The following is a 13880-nucleotide window of genomic DNA, read 5'->3' as shown; positions in this document are numbered from 1 at the left end:
TAATGCCTCATCTCCACTCATGAACTAGTGATGCTTGTGGGCGCTATCTGCGCTCGCCACAGGCTCAAGGAACATGCCACACTTAGGACATGAATCCCCTTTCGCACCCTTCACTTCTGGGTGCATAGGGCAGTGATGGCTATGCTTGGCCATCTGATGTTTATGCTTAGGGCAGTTATCACAAGCCTTGCCAGCCTGCTTCGCCTTAGCTTGCTCTAGGTTCATACCGCACTTAGGGCAGGTATCGCCCTTGGCGCCTTTTACTTCTGGATGCATAGGGCATTCGTAGCCACCAGCTTTGTCACCTTTAGCATGTTGATGATGAGGGCATTTGTCACAATTTTTGCCGTCATGCTTGGCCATGCCATGGTGAGCCGCTGGCTCCAGGTTCATGCCACATTTAGGGCAAGTATCGCCCTTGGCGCCTTTTACTTCAGGATGCATGGGGCAGTCATAACCTTGCTCGGCTACCGCGCCATGGTGCTGCTCGGCAAACGCCTGCGGGGCGGAAGTTACAAATATAAAAGCAGTTAAAATCAGACTGATAAGGGTTTTCATTTATGGACTCCATCAAATGATGACCGCAGCGGGATGCCGAGTTGCTTAATACTCAAACACACCATATTTAATATGCGGCTAATATAATTCATTTTTCGTTAAACATCAGTGAAGTAAATATTGAGGCGCTCCTGAGGATGGAGCTTCTCCAAAATCAACAGGAATAAATTACGCCAATACACCGAGCAATAACGTCAATCGAAACTAAAGGGGTATATCGATTTAGACTCAGGCAACTCGACAACGAGACGCCAGATAAGATCAGACGATCGGAGGTCTGAAGGCTGAGCCTAAAGAAATAGAGTGGAAATGAGGCACTTGAGTGGCCAGAATAGACTCGGAACCCGCTACACCAGGCCAGGGCGTAACGGTAAACAAGGTGCCTGTCACAGAGATCACCACGCAGTGATTACAATCTCCCTTGCAAAATCCTTTGCCTTCACAACAATGCTGAGCAGCGGGAAGCACATTTTGCTCATCATCGCAGCAGTGAGACTGCATCTTTGCGCTGTCATCATTACAGCCAGACCTCTCATTCATCTGCATCATGGGCAGCTCATCCGCCTGTGCATGAGACACCATAGACACGCCATTAGCCAGCAACACTTGGCCCAGCAATGTGAGCAGTGTTAAAACGACTAAAGTGTGATGTCTAAGCGTACGACGCATGGTGTAACCCTATAATGAGATGTTCCAAGTCTATCACGATCTCGAAATTTGGCCTTGATAAAACTCACATTTCCAACATTTCAAGGCTGCCTTTCCTCGACGCGACTACTTCTCCAGCCAGATCTTTTCCATCAGCTGCTGATGATTCATCAGGGTAAGCTGCTGTTGTTGCCCACCTTCAGACATCAGAAGCGCCTTGGGCATGCGGATAAAGGTTTCGGCGTCCTGCTGAGTGACTATCTCAGGCAGCACCAGTCGATAAGCATCGTCGCTACGGACATCTAAGGTTAAATAGAGAGGTGCAGAGGTGATCCAGGCACCGGAATCATCGGCGTTATCGGCAAACAGGTCGCGATAGACTACCTCGACAAGTTGCTTACCGGAATCTAAGGATAATACCTTATGTTGCTGAACCAGTTTCACTTCGCTCCCTTGCACCTCTAACTCACTAGGCAAGGTAAGAGTGGCCGCACTGGCAACATTGGCGACAAAAAGGGTCAAGGCCGAGGCAAAAAGGCTGCTAACAAAATGACGTGTTTTCATGATTAACTCCCATCAGGTGTTCACCTGACAATTTAGCTGAATGCTTGGCCACGCAAGGCTCTTTAGCGGCGCGGCGGATTAATGTTCGTACGTATTACGCGAGTTAAGAACGAAGCATTAGCCTATGGGAGGGGGTGATAAGGGGGTAAGCTCGGCCGTCTGTAGCGACCAGGCAGAAGTAACAATAGGACCAGAATGATCTGGTACCGCCAGAGATGGTACCGAGGCGTCCAGCGCTCCCAGTATCGAGGCGCAGTGTGACACGCAATCACCGGGACCGATGGCGGCGCACAGGGCTTCACAATCCACTAGTTCACTAACACCACTCATTTGACAGGGCTCCCCCTGATGAGACATCACCCTGCCTAACTCGTTTTGAGATGGCATCTCTGTCTGTGTCATCTGCATATGACCGCTCATTTGACCACTGTGCATAGTAGCAACCAAGGCACTGGGCATAGCCATCGCTGGCGTCAGAATAAACTGACCCAGAAGCGCTATGATCAAAACCAACTTGCCTAAGATGCGTGTCATAGAGATAAAAAGGGAAACCAAATAAGTGATAGTTACCATGATAGACCGGGCGACAGAGAAAAAGGTTCCTTTCAATGCAAAATATTTTTAATTAGTGCGAACAGTTGTCATATTAGCCCTGAATAATATGCTGAAAATATCAACAAAATCATTAACCAGTAGCAAAAGTGATGACCAACTTGTCATCTAACACCCTTTACTATAACTTTAGTAATTGCGCATATATTATGAGCAATTTGAGAAAATCTTGCTTATGTAAGATAGAGTTAGAGCTAGCTCTCATTTTACGGTTTTAAAGCCAGATCAATAGCCTTCTTCTGGTTATACTCTCAGCTACAGAGATGCATCAAATATAATAGATATAAATATACGTATTATTTTGGAGATAGAGTGATGAACTGGCGTGCACTATTCAAACCTAGCGCGAAATACTCAATATTTGCCCTGCTTGTGGTAGGTATTGTTGTCGGCGTTGTGGGCTACTTTGCAACACAACAAACTTTACATGCAACCAGTACAGATGAATTCTGTATGTCTTGCCACAGCAATCACTCTCTGAAAGATGAAGTGTTGGCGTCGGCTCACGGCGGCGGACGTGCTGGTGTTACCGTTCAGTGTCAAGACTGTCACTTACCACACGGTCCTGTTGACTACCTGATCAAGAAGATCATCGTATCTAAAGATCTCTATGGTTTCCTCACTATCGACGGCTTCAACACGCAAGAGTGGTTGGATGAGAACCGTAAAGAGCAAGCTGACCTGGCACTTAAGTATTTCCGTGCTAACGACAGCGCTAACTGCCAACACTGTCATACTCGTATCTACGAGAACCAGCCTGAAACCATGAAGAAGATGGCTAAGAGAATGCACGAAAACAACTTCAAGAAAGAAGCTGATAAGCGTAAGACCTGTGTTGACTGCCACAAAGGCGTTGCACACCCTTATCCTAAGGGATAAGAATCAGCTCACCCTTGGGTGACTCTTAAAATAAAAAGCCTCACAGTGTGAGGCTTTTTTTATACAGGGATGTATTTATCCCCGGTGGCCATGGATAGCTTAAGAGGGGATTTGTACAGGGCCAAAAATGTTCCCGACATTTTTCGGCATTCCAACCCTCCATGGCAGTCAGCGTATTTACCCCGGAGACCCATCCCACAAACCCAGAAGGTCTAAGAGGGCTCGAGAGGAGAAGCTGATTAACAGAACCGCTTAGGCTCTAATCCGCTTTCGGCAGGCTCACATAGGTGCCTTCAAACTGAGCGCAGCACTGCTCGTCGCAGTAGAGCTCCACACTCAAGGTGACCTTAGCGCGCTTACCCGACGCCAGCACAGAGAGGTCGCCACCAGGCCAACTGACTCTGGCCTGAGGTGATTGCCCCACTGGGGCAAGATAACGAATATCCGCCTTACCTAATACTATGTCACCCTCAACACCGGCCAATCTCTGCTGCAGCCATACCATGCCCCAGCCTGTCAGTGTCATCAGGGTGTAGATACTACCGGCAAACATGGTGTGATGCAGGTTGATGTTAGGTGCCAAGGGAGCACTGACTGTCAGCGTCTTAGCTTGATAATTCTCTGGGGCTATCTGCATAAAGGCGCTCACCGGAATCGTCTTATGCCAGGTGCTTCCCAGTTCCCTAAGTAAATCCTCCATCTGCGGCGCCATGCTCATACCTGCAGATTAAAGGTGACCGGGCCGTCATTGACCAGGCTAACCTGCATGTCGGCGGCAAATTCCCCAGTTTGCACAGGCACGCCTTGGGCAGCGCAGTAATCGACGAAGGCCTGATAAAGCTGCCTCGCCTGCTCAGGCGTTCCGGCCCCCGAAAAACTGGGACGAAGACCTCGGCCGGTATCGGCCGCCAAAGTAAACTGAGACACCACTAACAAACTGCCCTGTACCTGCTTAAGGTTAAGATTCATCTTGCCAGCTTCATCGCTAAACACGCGGTAGCTCATTACCTTGTTGGCTAATTTTTCCATCTTCACCAGATCGTCTTCCCGCTCGACGCCCAGCAATACCAATAGGCCCTTGTCTATGGCGCCTATGGTATGGCCATCCACATCGACACTGGCCTGCTTGACCCGTTGAATTAACGCTATCACTCCCTTACCGACTCCAGTTACTTATTCTGGTTACATCACTGGGATAGGTTTAATCATATGTTCCGTGGTATTGGGCAGCGCCTCACCCACGCGCACCAAGGCATCGTCAATCCAGATCAGAAAACGACGCAGCTCTTCCAGCTCTAGGGTATCGACAAAGGTCGCCGCGCCCTGCACCTGAATCACCTTGCCCTCTTCCCTCAGGGTGAACTTGGCGAAATTGAGCTTATCGTTCAAGGTGCCGATGAGCAGCATCAACTCTTTGGTGCCGATTAACTTAGGACTAACCGCATAGAAGCGGCTCGCAAGAATACGGTCTATTCCCTCAGGATTTAAACTAGGCTGCAATACAAACTGATGTTCCCCCAACTGCACCCCAATGCGGTTAGGGCCAACCTTTTTCGCCAGATAGTTCTTATTGATCAGCGACACCAACAAAGCGTCGGCCGCCAGATCATTACTCATGCCACTAAAATAGACGCGCTCTGGCACCGGTTGGGGCGTGCGTTCATTTGCCAATCCAGTGCCACACATCAAAAGCGCCATGATGGCGGCTATGGTTTTTTTCATTATTCTACTTCCTTAGACTCTTAATATTATTGTGATTAGCTAGCTGTATCGACATACTTCCCTTACGAACGGCCACTCGCCAGATAACGCCCCATCTGTGTCACCGCCTCGGCAACCGCCTGGCACATGCGCGTGTCGGCCAGAGTATGATAACCCCCTTTCACCAGGCGAGACCTTAATAATTTAGGGCCATAGGCCTGTAAATATTCATCCACCAGACGCTGAGGGCAAACCCAGTCAAGTTCCCCCTGCAAAATGATGGTCGGACAGATCAGGTCGGCGCCGACCCGTTTCATCAACTGATACCCGCCAAAATAGTCGTGGCGGGCAAAATGTAGCTCCAGGCGGGCCAGTACACTGCCCTGCTCTACCAAGGCCTCACTCAACTCTAAGCCAGGTATCGCCAGCGACAGTTCCCAGCTCAACCAGCGACGCACAAAGGCGCGGCGAACCTCGGCATCGACCTGATTCAGGCCCTCCTCGAAATGGTTAAATAGCTGCTGGAGCGACTCCCCCTGTCCAGCCGAAAACTGCTGATATTGAGTCGAGAAGATCTGCGCCGCGCCCCCTCGTCCGTAGAGCCACTCCATCCCCTCGGCAGAGGGAATAAACATGCCCCAATAGATCTGCGACAGCACCCGGTGGGGATAGACACAGCTATAGAGGTAGCCTAGGGTCGCACCAAAGGAACCACCGAGCAGACACCAGGCTTCGACGCCGGCCCAGTGACGCACACGCTCGATATCTTTGACCAGGCTGGGAAAATCATTATTGGCCACTTCGCCGCAGGGCTTAGAGCGCCCCGCCGCACGCTGATCCAGCAGATAGATATGAAAGCCCCGGTCGATAAACAGCTTAAGCTCTTGAGGATTGCAGCCCGCCCCCGGTCCACCGTGAAGATAGAGCACAGGGATCCCCTGAGGATCACCATATTGCGCCAGAAACAGCTGGTGCCCCTCGCCAACATCGAGCCAATCCTGACGGATCAGCGGATGTGACTTCGCCGGACTCACCTTTTCTGCTCGTCGAAGTGATCGTCAGACTCATCTGTCAGCTCCTTGTTCACCAAATCCATCAGGCGCTTATCCAGATACTCTGGCATGGCGGCAGTGATCTCGGCGCCGATCAGGACGATGAGCCAGGAGAGATAAACCCAGACAAATAAGATAGGAATGGTCGCCAGAGCGCCGTAGATAGCCTCATAGGCTGGAAACTCGGTGAGATACAGAGCGAAGCCCTTCTTGCCGAGTTCAAATAACAAGGCCGCCACTATGGCACCTAGCAGTGCATGGAAGAACTTCACCTTGGTATTGGGTACCACCATGTAGATCAATAGGAAGGTGGCGACCGAGAAGAACATGGGCAGGCGCTCCACCAAGATAGGCACCACACCGCTGAGATCTGTGCCATTAAACACCTTAAGTGAGACCACATAGGAGGTGGCCACCAGGCTGGCCCCCATCAGCACAGGCCCCAAGGTCAACACCATCCAATACATAGAGAAGGAGACCACAAAAGAGCGCTGCTCCGTGGTGCGCCAGATGCCATTGAGGGACTTGTCGATATTGGAGATCAACAGAATCGCCACCACCACCAGTGCACCGATACCCACGGCCGTGCCCTTAGAGGCGTTAGCGACAAACTCATTGATATACATCTGCACGCTGTCGCCGGCAGAGGGGATAAAATTTTCGTAGATAAAGGTCTCGATATGGACCCGAATTCCTTTGAAGACAGGAAACGCCGACAACATAGACATGGTCACCGCCACCATGGGCACCAGAGACAACAGCGTGACATAGGCCAGGTGGCCCGCCCGCATATTTATCTGATCTTCCGCGACACGCTGTTTTAGATGTATCATGAATTGCCAGATACCCAGCACTATCGAACAAAGCAAGCTCACATCTATTCTATTTATCACGTTATTCTCTTGATTCAAGTAGGGTTAACTGCGTATCTTGGTACAATAAGATTACAAGTTTAAAGACACTAGATACAAGTGTAAGGAAGAAATTGATGTCCCAACAAGGTTCGGCAGGCAATGTGATTGCCGCCATCGCAAGTTTCTTTTTCCCAGGCCTGGGCCAATTAGTACAAGGACGCATCCTGGCGGCACTCCTGTTTTGTGTCGTGACCATAGTGGGCTATGCCCTGTGGTGGTTGATCGTCCCAGCCATCATAGGCGGTATTGCTCACCTGTGGAGCATTATAGACGCCGCGAAATTTAAGGCCGATTAACCCTATTAAAGGAAATGTCAGGATGAGAAATCTACTATCAGCAACGGCCCTCGGCGCCATCATCATGCTTAGCGGTTGCCAGAGCGCCTACTATGGCGCCATGGAAAAGGTGGGCTACCATAAGCGCGACATCATGGTGGATCGCGTAAATGATGCCAAAGAATCCCAGGAAGAGGCTCAGCAGCAGTTTAGCTCGGCGCTGGAAGAGATGCAGGCACTGCTGAACCACGATGGTGGCGATCTACAGAGCGCCTACGAGAAGGCAAGAGACGAGTATGAGTCTTCCCAGGAAGCCGCCGACGAAGTCAGCAGCCGTATCGACAAGGTCGAAGATGTTGCCGAGGCATTGTTTGACGAATGGCAGGCAGAAATCGGTGAGATCAGCAAGGCCAGTCTGCGCCGCAACAGCGAAACCAAGCTGCGTGACACCCGCCGCTCTTACGAGCAATTGATCCGCACCATGCGCCGCGCCGAAAGCAAGATGCCACCTATCCTGACGGCTATGAAAGACAACATGCTCTATCTCAAGCATAACCTCAACGCCCAGGCCATAGGCGCCATCAAGGGCGAGTTTGCCAGCCTACAAACTGATATCTCAAGCCTGATCAAAGAGATGAACAAATCGATTGCCGAGTCCAACCGCTTTATCCAATCGATGGAAGGCAACCAGTAATCATTGATAGCCCTAACCTTGGTTAGGGCTTTTACTATCCTCGTCCCGTCGCGACAAAGATCACCTAAATCCAACAAAGTTAACGTTTTTTAGCGAAGCAGCGCACACATGTGACAGCTTGTCAGAACTCTTTAGCCCGACCCAGACTCTCATGGTTATCGCAACTTTTACTGGCTTTTGGCTATGAGCTTTATTGAATCTCTGACGTTAACCTTGGCCCTTCTCTATACCTGCAGTCTGCTCTACTGGAGCGGCAAACGCTGGGGCGCTGTCATCAGCGGTGCAGCCTTACTGGGCGCCGCGCTATCAACCCTCTATTGGCCTCTGTTTATCGCCTTGGCAATCGCTGCCGGCCTGTTAGCCCTTGCCTATCGGTTTCGGCCTGCACTGACCAAAGGCGAGACCCGAATTAATGAGACCCGCCAGATGGTGCAGCACCTGTTGGCGCTTTCCATGCTGTTGGTTGGCATTCAATTTACCGCCAACGCCGTGATGCTAAAGCTTGGCATCACTCCCTACCTGATGCGACCCGACGTGGGCGACGCCTTTCTGCCCATAGCAGGCGCTATTGAACTCAAGGCGATCATCAGCCTTGGCATATGGGATCAAAACCACCCAGCCGCAGCCGTGATGCTGACGGTCGTGATACTCACAGGTGTGCTATGTAAACGCGCTTTTTGCGGCTGGGCCTGCCCGTTAGGACTCGCCGGAGAGTACCTGTATAAACTAAGAAAACGTTTCATCAAGCGTGAACTATTGCCGCCCACCTGGCTCGACTGGCCGCTGCGCATGCTCAAATATCTGCTGCTTGGCGGCCTGCTCTATATCGTGCTCGGCATGCCGACACAGAGTATTCCTCACTACCTGGAGGGGAACTATCACAAGATTGCCGATCTTAAGATGGCACTCTTCTTTATCACCCCAGGCCTTATCACTCTGGCCTGTTTCGGTGTGATTTTACTGCTGGCAGCCTGGCGTCGTCAGGGCTTTTGCCGTTATATCTGTCCCTATGGCGCCCTGCTCGGCCTAACCAGCTTCTTAAGCCCCTTTAAGATCCGCCGCAGCACCCAACACTGCCTTATAGAGGCCAAGGGGATGAACTGCGACAAATGCACCCGCGCCTGCCCAGCCAACATTAAGGTGCATGAGATACACACGGTGCGCTCGGACGAATGCCAGGCCTGTATGCGCTGCGTCTCCGCCTGTCCCAAGAAACAGGCATTGCAGCTAAGCACCCGCAATGGCGTTACGCTGTCGGGCCGCGGCCTGACCATAATGCTGTTACTGCTGCTGTTTATGATCCCGCTTATCGCCTTTGTTGGAGGGTTCTGGGTCAGCCAGACGCCAACCGAGATGAGGATCTATTTGATACAGCATCTGAATGCTATCGGGCATTGATCCCCTTTCGGTAGGGGTTCCCGCTTAGTTGGGGTGCCCGTGAGAATTTTGCCCTCAGGAACGTCGCCATCTGAGCGGGAATTGAAGGTCGTACCTTCATCGCTACTTATCGCCTGAAGTGGGGTTAAGCGGAACGTATTCGACATTTATTGAGTCAGGTTGAAGCTCGCACCTTCATCGCTACCCATTGCCTGCCGCAGGCTTTATGTGCAAACACTTCTGCGACACGCCGCAAGCACCTCCCTGTGGGCTCTACGCCAGCATCCATGCTGGCGAAGGCCGCAGCCGTGTTTACACCAGTATCTAACGTCTCTTCGATTTGGCTTTGTTTATAAGGCTGAGAGGCTTAACTTTTTGGATCATTTTGAATTTATGACATATGTTTGAAGACCTTACCTTCGCTGTAACCTCACCCCTGCAATGTGCCCATGTGCAAACTTCTCTTAGAAAAAGTGCATGGCACATGACTTCATCAGTTTGTTATCAGACATGTCAGTCGTCGTTTTGCATTACTGGGGCAATAATTAAATAGAGCATAAAGCTGGCCCAACTAACAAAAAATGTGGCAAATAACCAAATGGCTTTTTCTTTCCTTCCTACTCTTTTTGATTTTCCAATAACAATCAAAGGGATTAGCCAAACTATTAATACTAATAGAATAGGAAACCAACTAATAAAAAAGTTTAAATATACTGAATGGCCTTCCTGCATTTAAGATACTTCCTTGTTTTATGATACATGTTAGCGAGATTGCCGAATAGGCGAATCGATAGTACCTAATGCATTCCGCTATACTAAATGTAACGCCTTGAATTTTATATCAATGCATGCAGTTCTTTTCAATACAAAAGTAACCTCCGCCAAAATACAGCGAAATTTTGCTTATTTCATAAGAGGGCTAAGACTTCCTCGCATTCTCCAAAGCGAAAGAAGCCACCACCTTGAACGGCAACAGGTAACGTTTAATCGAAGAGACGTTTAGATAGGGGTGTAAGCACGCTTTTGGCTCTCGGCGGCATGGACGCCGCCGTGAAGCCCACATGGATGTGCTTGTGGCGGGCCAAAAGAGTGCTTGCACATCCCTCGCCGGGCAGGCGATAGATTAACCATCCAGTTACGGAAGCAAACACCATCACTAAACTCCTGTTCAGGTAAATGCTAACAAAAAGATGCCTATGGCTCCCCAGCTGCACCTGCCGCAGGCAATAGATTGACCACTAAGCCATGGTGTCAAATAACTCAGCTAAACAACCGTATGAGCCAGAAGCTCAATAGCTAAAATCCAGCACATCCCTCGCCGGGCAGGCGATAGGTTAACCATGCGGCCATGGTGTTAAATCGTTCCGCTAGATAACCGTCTCAACCAGAAACTAAAATCTAAGATATTGAAATATTGTCATTTCTAGTGGCCAACCCCTCAGTATTTTGGCTGCAAATACTGCAGCGGCGTTGCCCCGGTATGCTGCTTGAAAAAGGCGATAAAGGCGCTGTCACTGGAGAAGCCCAGACGATAGGCGACATCATTGACCTGATGGTCGGTGGCCAGCAAGGCGATTGCCTGTTGTAACCGCCACTGCTGGCGCCAGCTCTGATACGCCATGCCCGTCTGCCGGGTAAAAATGCGACTTATGGTCTTGCTACTAGCGCCTAACTGCTGCCCCAGCTCCTTGAGGGTCGGCACATCACAAGGGGCACGCTGCAAATCTGCCAGCCAGGCTTGCAGGCGTCTATCGCTTGGCAAAGGTAACGCCTGGTAACTCTCCTTGGCCTGTGCCAACTCCTCGAAGAATAGCTGATAGGTGTTCACCATAGCTGCCGCCGGTTTGTCCCAGGGCCAAAAGGCCATGCGCTCCACCAGCGCCTTTAACAAGGGGGTCACCTCAAGAATTTGAATACGATTAGCAATAGTCTGGGTCAGGTGTGGGGCAAAGTAGACAGAGCGGTAATCGACCACACGTTCCATCACCACACTGTGGCGGCACTCAGGCGGGATCCAGGCGGCACGGGTGGGCGGCAATACACAATGAAGGCTCTCCAGCGTGATGGTCATACACCCCTGAGGAGCATAGAGCAGCTGCGCCTTGGTGTGGCTATGCATGCCTGAATCGTGCTGACCGAGACGGGCGGCGATACCCACCACCTCGGCTTCCAGCGCTTCAAGGTTTATTAGGCTCGACTCATCGATAAATGCCATAAGTCCTTATTTCGATATTTTTTGTCTCAATCATATTATTTGGACTATAGCAAAGGCCGTTAGACTGCACACTCTTTTGACAACGGCGAATCATTAACCATGAAAGCGACTCCTTCGATCCCCTTGATGGTGATCCTGATGATGTTTCCCCAGATAGTGGAAACCCTCTACAGCCCGGCGCTGCCTCACATTGCCGCAGGTTTTGAGGTGCCACAGGCCATGGCGGGCCAGACCCTGTCTATCTATTTCCTGGCCTTCGCCCTAGGCGTGGTGTGTTGGGGCATATTGTGTGACCATCTGGGCAGGCGTACCGCTCTGTTACTCGGCCTGTTGCTCTATGGTATCGCGGCGTTTGCCGCACTTTGGGTGCCCAGCTTTGACTGGCTACTGACAATGCGAGCCCTCAGCGCCTTCGGCGCGGCCGTGGGTTCTGTGGTCACTCAGACCATGCTCAGAGACAGTTTCGACGGCATCGCCCTGGCTAAGGTGTTCGCTTACATGGGGATAGGGATTGCCATTGGCCCAGTCATCGGCATGTCCGTTGGTGGCTTGCTGGCTGACTTGGGCGGATACCGGGCGATATTTCTCACCCTGTGCCTCTTGGCCGTGCTGCTTTTTGGTATCTGCCTGCAACGCCTGCCTGAGACGCGCCCGGCTGGGCAGCTGCCCGGGTCAATCTGGTCACTGAGCAAGCGTATGGTTAAAGATGGCCATATTTGGCACTATGCGACATTGGTGGCGGGTTTTAATGTATTGCTGTTTAGCTACTACCTGCAGGGGCCCTTCCTGTTTCAGCGCCTAGCGCTGAGTATGCAGGCATTTGGTTATAGCGGCGTGGTGTTGGCGCTAGGTACGCTGATTGGCAGTGCCGTCAACAAAGGCCTATTACAGCGAGGCATGATGTCACAGCGCTTGCTGCAACTGGCTTGCCTGCTGGCCCTTACTGGTGCCATTGGGGTGTATTTCACCGAGACGCACCTGGGCTTTTTGTTGCCCATGGCCATCATAGTGGCCGCCTTTGGCATCGCAATTCCTAACCTGCTTAGCCAAGCCTTAGTCGACTATCACGACCAGGCTGGCACCGCAGGAGCCCTGTTTGGCCTGCTCTACTATCTGCTAATCGCCTTGGGACTCGCGTTAGTGAGCCTAACCGGGCAATTGGGCGGCTCGTTAGTGATCACCGCCCTGCTGCTTACCCTGGCCACTTTGTCGGGAAAGCTTAGAAGCCTGATCCCACTTGGAAGTAGATAGCGTTGTCGTCGCCGCTTCTCGCCAAATCGACACCCATGTGGATACCATAACGACGGGCAATCTGATAACGGAAACCCACGCCATAGGCATTTACCGAGTCTTGGTTTTCATAATTGCTGTCATTAGCCGTTTGGCCATAACCGTAGAAGCCAGAGACCGTCCATCTGTGGTCAAAGTGATACATCAACTGAGACTGCACAGTGGCGACCTGATCGCCTTGGTAACGAAACGCCGACACACCACGTAGGTTCACAAAGGGTTTCGCTGTTGGTGTCAGCTCGTTGTCATCACCATAGATGGCGTCATAGCTGGCCGCGGCGGCGAAGGTCCAATGCTCAGTGATCGGCACGTAAACCTCACCACTAACATTCAAGGTTTGGTAATTAATGTCAGAGCCGATAGCCTCATCGAACACCATATATTCACTCGATACGGTGAAACCCTTTTTGGGGAAGAACATATTGTCGCGAGTATCATACTCGGCTACAAGTCCCAGACCCGAAGTTGTACTGCTATCACCTAAGCGATTTTTTAGAATCCAATCCACTAAAGCATCAGAAGAGGAAATGCTCGACTGGCTCCAGATCTGTTTAACCCCTAACATCAAGGGTGTTTTGGCCACCCTAAACTGCGCCTTTTGCAAGGCAAACACGGCTTGGGTCTCAGTATCAAATTGAATCGCATGCTCGGGGGGCAACAGGCCACCCAGGCGAGAGTAGATATCCAGGTTCGCATTGGCGACACCGGCAATACCCGTATACCGAATAGTATCTTGCAGCCAGGAATGACGATGACCGGCAAACGCAAGCCAGGTACCATTTTCGGTACCCGCCGCACCCACTAAAGTCATGGCCGCAGGCATAAGCTGGGCACCACCGTCGATAGATTCACGGGCCTTTTGCATACGACGAACTTTTTCCTCTTCGGTTTCATGCAGAAACAGGCCCACCAAGCCACCACCCACACCGACAGCGGGTTCGGTGATTAACATGGGGATCGGCAGGAAACCGTAGGCATTTTCAGCTAAATAATGACCCAGATCTAACTGGCCATCTTGCTCATCGAAAAAATCAGAAGCATCTGCAAGGGCCTGTGATGAAGCCATGAGCAAGGCGCACAAGAGAGTTTTTTTAATCATTG

General features: G+C 51.1%; 16 protein-coding genes. 5 read left to right on the top strand and 11 right to left on the bottom strand.

Annotation, left to right across the window (positions count from 1 at the left end; translation table 11 throughout):
* Positions 1-24 precede the first annotated feature (24 nt).
* The 4 genes from NY07_RS10450 to NY07_RS10435 form a co-directional block, all read right to left on the bottom strand.
* Complete coding sequence (locus tag NY07_RS10450; RefSeq protein WP_033539301.1) at positions 25-558, bottom strand: heavy metal-binding domain-containing protein; 534 nt, start codon at positions 556-558, stop codon at positions 25-27.
* 261 nt (positions 559-819) lie between these two features.
* Positions 820-1227 (bottom strand): hypothetical protein, encoded by a 408-nt coding sequence (locus NY07_RS10445; RefSeq protein ID WP_033539300.1) that lies wholly within the window; start codon positions 1225-1227, stop codon positions 820-822.
* 105 nt (positions 1228-1332) lie between these two features.
* Positions 1333-1770 carry a DUF2057 family protein gene (locus NY07_RS10440; RefSeq protein ID WP_052125609.1) on the bottom strand — a complete coding sequence of 146 codons (438 nt, stop codon included), beginning with the start codon at positions 1768-1770 and terminating at the stop codon, positions 1333-1335.
* Positions 1771-1887: 117 nt separating this feature from the next.
* Positions 1888-2343 (bottom strand): hypothetical protein, encoded by a 456-nt coding sequence (locus NY07_RS10435; protein WP_052125606.1) that lies wholly within the window; start codon positions 2341-2343, stop codon positions 1888-1890.
* A 354-nt stretch (positions 2344-2697) separates the two neighbouring features.
* Here NY07_RS10435 and NY07_RS10430 point away from each other — a divergent pair, with 354 nt between their 5' ends.
* Positions 2698-3261, top strand: coding sequence for a NapC/NirT family cytochrome c (locus tag NY07_RS10430; RefSeq protein WP_033539299.1), 564 nt, complete (start codon positions 2698-2700; stop codon positions 3259-3261).
* A 259-nt stretch (positions 3262-3520) separates the two neighbouring features.
* On the opposite strand, the gene NY07_RS10425 is transcribed toward NY07_RS10430, so the two are convergent.
* From NY07_RS10425 to NY07_RS10405, 5 genes are all read right to left on the bottom strand, one after another.
* Positions 3521-3961 carry a thioesterase domain-containing protein gene (locus tag NY07_RS10425; protein ID WP_140946947.1) on the bottom strand — a complete coding sequence of 147 codons (441 nt, stop codon included), beginning with the start codon at positions 3959-3961 and terminating at the stop codon, positions 3521-3523.
* A 14-nt stretch (positions 3962-3975) separates the two neighbouring features.
* Positions 3976-4413 (bottom strand): D-aminoacyl-tRNA deacylase, encoded by a 438-nt coding sequence (gene dtd / locus NY07_RS10420; protein ID WP_033539297.1) that lies wholly within the window; start codon positions 4411-4413, stop codon positions 3976-3978.
* 30 nt (positions 4414-4443) lie between these two features.
* Positions 4444-4983: a hypothetical protein gene (locus NY07_RS10415; protein ID WP_033539296.1), complete on the bottom strand. Its 540-nt coding sequence runs from the start codon at positions 4981-4983 to the stop codon at positions 4444-4446.
* A 62-nt stretch (positions 4984-5045) separates the two neighbouring features.
* Positions 5046-5996 carry an alpha/beta fold hydrolase gene (locus tag NY07_RS10410; protein WP_033539295.1) on the bottom strand — a complete coding sequence of 317 codons (951 nt, stop codon included), beginning with the start codon at positions 5994-5996 and terminating at the stop codon, positions 5046-5048.
* Positions 5993-6847 (bottom strand): virulence factor BrkB family protein, encoded by an 855-nt coding sequence (locus NY07_RS10405; RefSeq protein WP_052125620.1) that lies wholly within the window; start codon positions 6845-6847, stop codon positions 5993-5995. Before NY07_RS10405 ends, NY07_RS10410 begins: the two co-directional genes overlap by 4 nt.
* Positions 6848-7002: 155 nt before the next feature.
* Here NY07_RS10405 and NY07_RS10400 point away from each other — a divergent pair, with 155 nt between their 5' ends.
* The 3 genes from NY07_RS10400 (at position 7003) to NY07_RS10390 (ending at position 9295) form a co-directional block, all read left to right on the top strand.
* A complete protein-coding gene (locus tag NY07_RS10400) occupies positions 7003-7224 on the top strand; it encodes a hypothetical protein (protein ID WP_011867341.1) in 222 nt (73 codons plus the stop codon).
* A gap of 22 nt (positions 7225-7246) precedes the next feature.
* Positions 7247-7897 carry a DUF2959 domain-containing protein gene (locus NY07_RS10395; protein WP_033539293.1) on the top strand — a complete coding sequence of 217 codons (651 nt, stop codon included), beginning with the start codon at positions 7247-7249 and terminating at the stop codon, positions 7895-7897.
* A gap of 183 nt (positions 7898-8080) precedes the next feature.
* A complete protein-coding gene (locus NY07_RS10390) occupies positions 8081-9295 on the top strand; it encodes a 4Fe-4S binding protein (protein WP_033539292.1) in 1215 nt (404 codons plus the stop codon).
* A gap of 1417 nt (positions 9296-10712) precedes the next feature.
* Here NY07_RS10390 and NY07_RS10380 read toward each other — a convergent pair.
* The gene (locus NY07_RS10380; RefSeq protein ID WP_033539291.1) at positions 10713-11489 is read right to left on the bottom strand and encodes an AraC family transcriptional regulator; all 777 of its coding nucleotides are present in this window, start codon (positions 11487-11489) and stop codon (positions 10713-10715) included.
* A gap of 99 nt (positions 11490-11588) precedes the next feature.
* Between NY07_RS10380 and NY07_RS10375 the strand changes: the two genes are divergently transcribed.
* The gene (locus NY07_RS10375) at positions 11589-12740 is read left to right on the top strand and encodes an MFS transporter (RefSeq protein ID WP_033539290.1); all 1152 of its coding nucleotides are present in this window, start codon (positions 11589-11591) and stop codon (positions 12738-12740) included.
* Here the strand turns inward: NY07_RS10375 and NY07_RS10370 are convergent.
* Entirely contained in the window at positions 12709-13878 is a 1170-nt protein-coding gene (locus tag NY07_RS10370; RefSeq protein ID WP_081953816.1) for a BamA/TamA family outer membrane protein, read from the bottom strand. The genes NY07_RS10375 and NY07_RS10370 overlap by 32 nt on opposite strands.
* Positions 13879-13880 lie beyond the last annotated feature (2 nt).

The sequence above is a fragment of the Shewanella sp. ECSMB14101 genome (assembly GCF_000773485.1).
In the GTDB taxonomy this organism is placed as follows: domain Bacteria; phylum Pseudomonadota; class Gammaproteobacteria; order Enterobacterales; family Shewanellaceae; genus Shewanella; species Shewanella marisflavi.
The sequence above is the reverse complement of the archived record's forward strand: the minus strand, read 5'-3'. Positions and strand labels throughout refer to the sequence as shown.

Bases quoted from the DNA above. Each gene is read 5' to 3' on its own strand.
- NY07_RS10450 (WP_033539301.1), bottom strand. From the start codon at position 558: ATGAAAACCCTTATCAGTCTGATTTTAACTGCTTTTATATTTGTAACT.
- NY07_RS10445 (WP_033539300.1), bottom strand. From the start codon at position 1,227: ATGCGTCGTACGCTTAGACATCACACTTTAGTCGTTTTAACACTGCTC.
- NY07_RS10440 (WP_052125609.1), bottom strand. From the start codon at position 1,770: ATGAAAACACGTCATTTTGTTAGCAGCCTTTTTGCCTCGGCCTTGACC.
- NY07_RS10435 (WP_052125606.1), bottom strand. From the start codon at position 2,343: ATGGTAACTATCACTTATTTGGTTTCCCTTTTTATCTCTATGACACGC.
- NY07_RS10430 (WP_033539299.1), top strand. From the start codon at position 2,698: ATGAACTGGCGTGCACTATTCAAACCTAGCGCGAAATACTCAATATTT.
- NY07_RS10425 (WP_140946947.1), bottom strand. From the start codon at position 3,961: ATGGAGGATTTACTTAGGGAACTGGGAAGCACCTGGCATAAGACGATT.
- NY07_RS10415 (WP_033539296.1), bottom strand. From the start codon at position 4,983: ATGAAAAAAACCATAGCCGCCATCATGGCGCTTTTGATGTGTGGCACT.
- NY07_RS10405 (WP_052125620.1), bottom strand. From the start codon at position 6,847: ATGATACATCTAAAACAGCGTGTCGCGGAAGATCAGATAAATATGCGG.
- NY07_RS10400 (WP_011867341.1), top strand. From the start codon at position 7,003: ATGTCCCAACAAGGTTCGGCAGGCAATGTGATTGCCGCCATCGCAAGT.
- NY07_RS10395 (WP_033539293.1), top strand. From the start codon at position 7,247: ATGAGAAATCTACTATCAGCAACGGCCCTCGGCGCCATCATCATGCTT.
- NY07_RS10390 (WP_033539292.1), top strand. From the start codon at position 8,081: ATGAGCTTTATTGAATCTCTGACGTTAACCTTGGCCCTTCTCTATACC.
- NY07_RS10380 (WP_033539291.1), bottom strand. From the start codon at position 11,489: ATGGCATTTATCGATGAGTCGAGCCTAATAAACCTTGAAGCGCTGGAA.
- NY07_RS10375 (WP_033539290.1), top strand. From the start codon at position 11,589: ATGAAAGCGACTCCTTCGATCCCCTTGATGGTGATCCTGATGATGTTT.
- NY07_RS10370 (WP_081953816.1), bottom strand. From the start codon at position 13,878: ATGATTAAAAAAACTCTCTTGTGCGCCTTGCTCATGGCTTCATCACAG.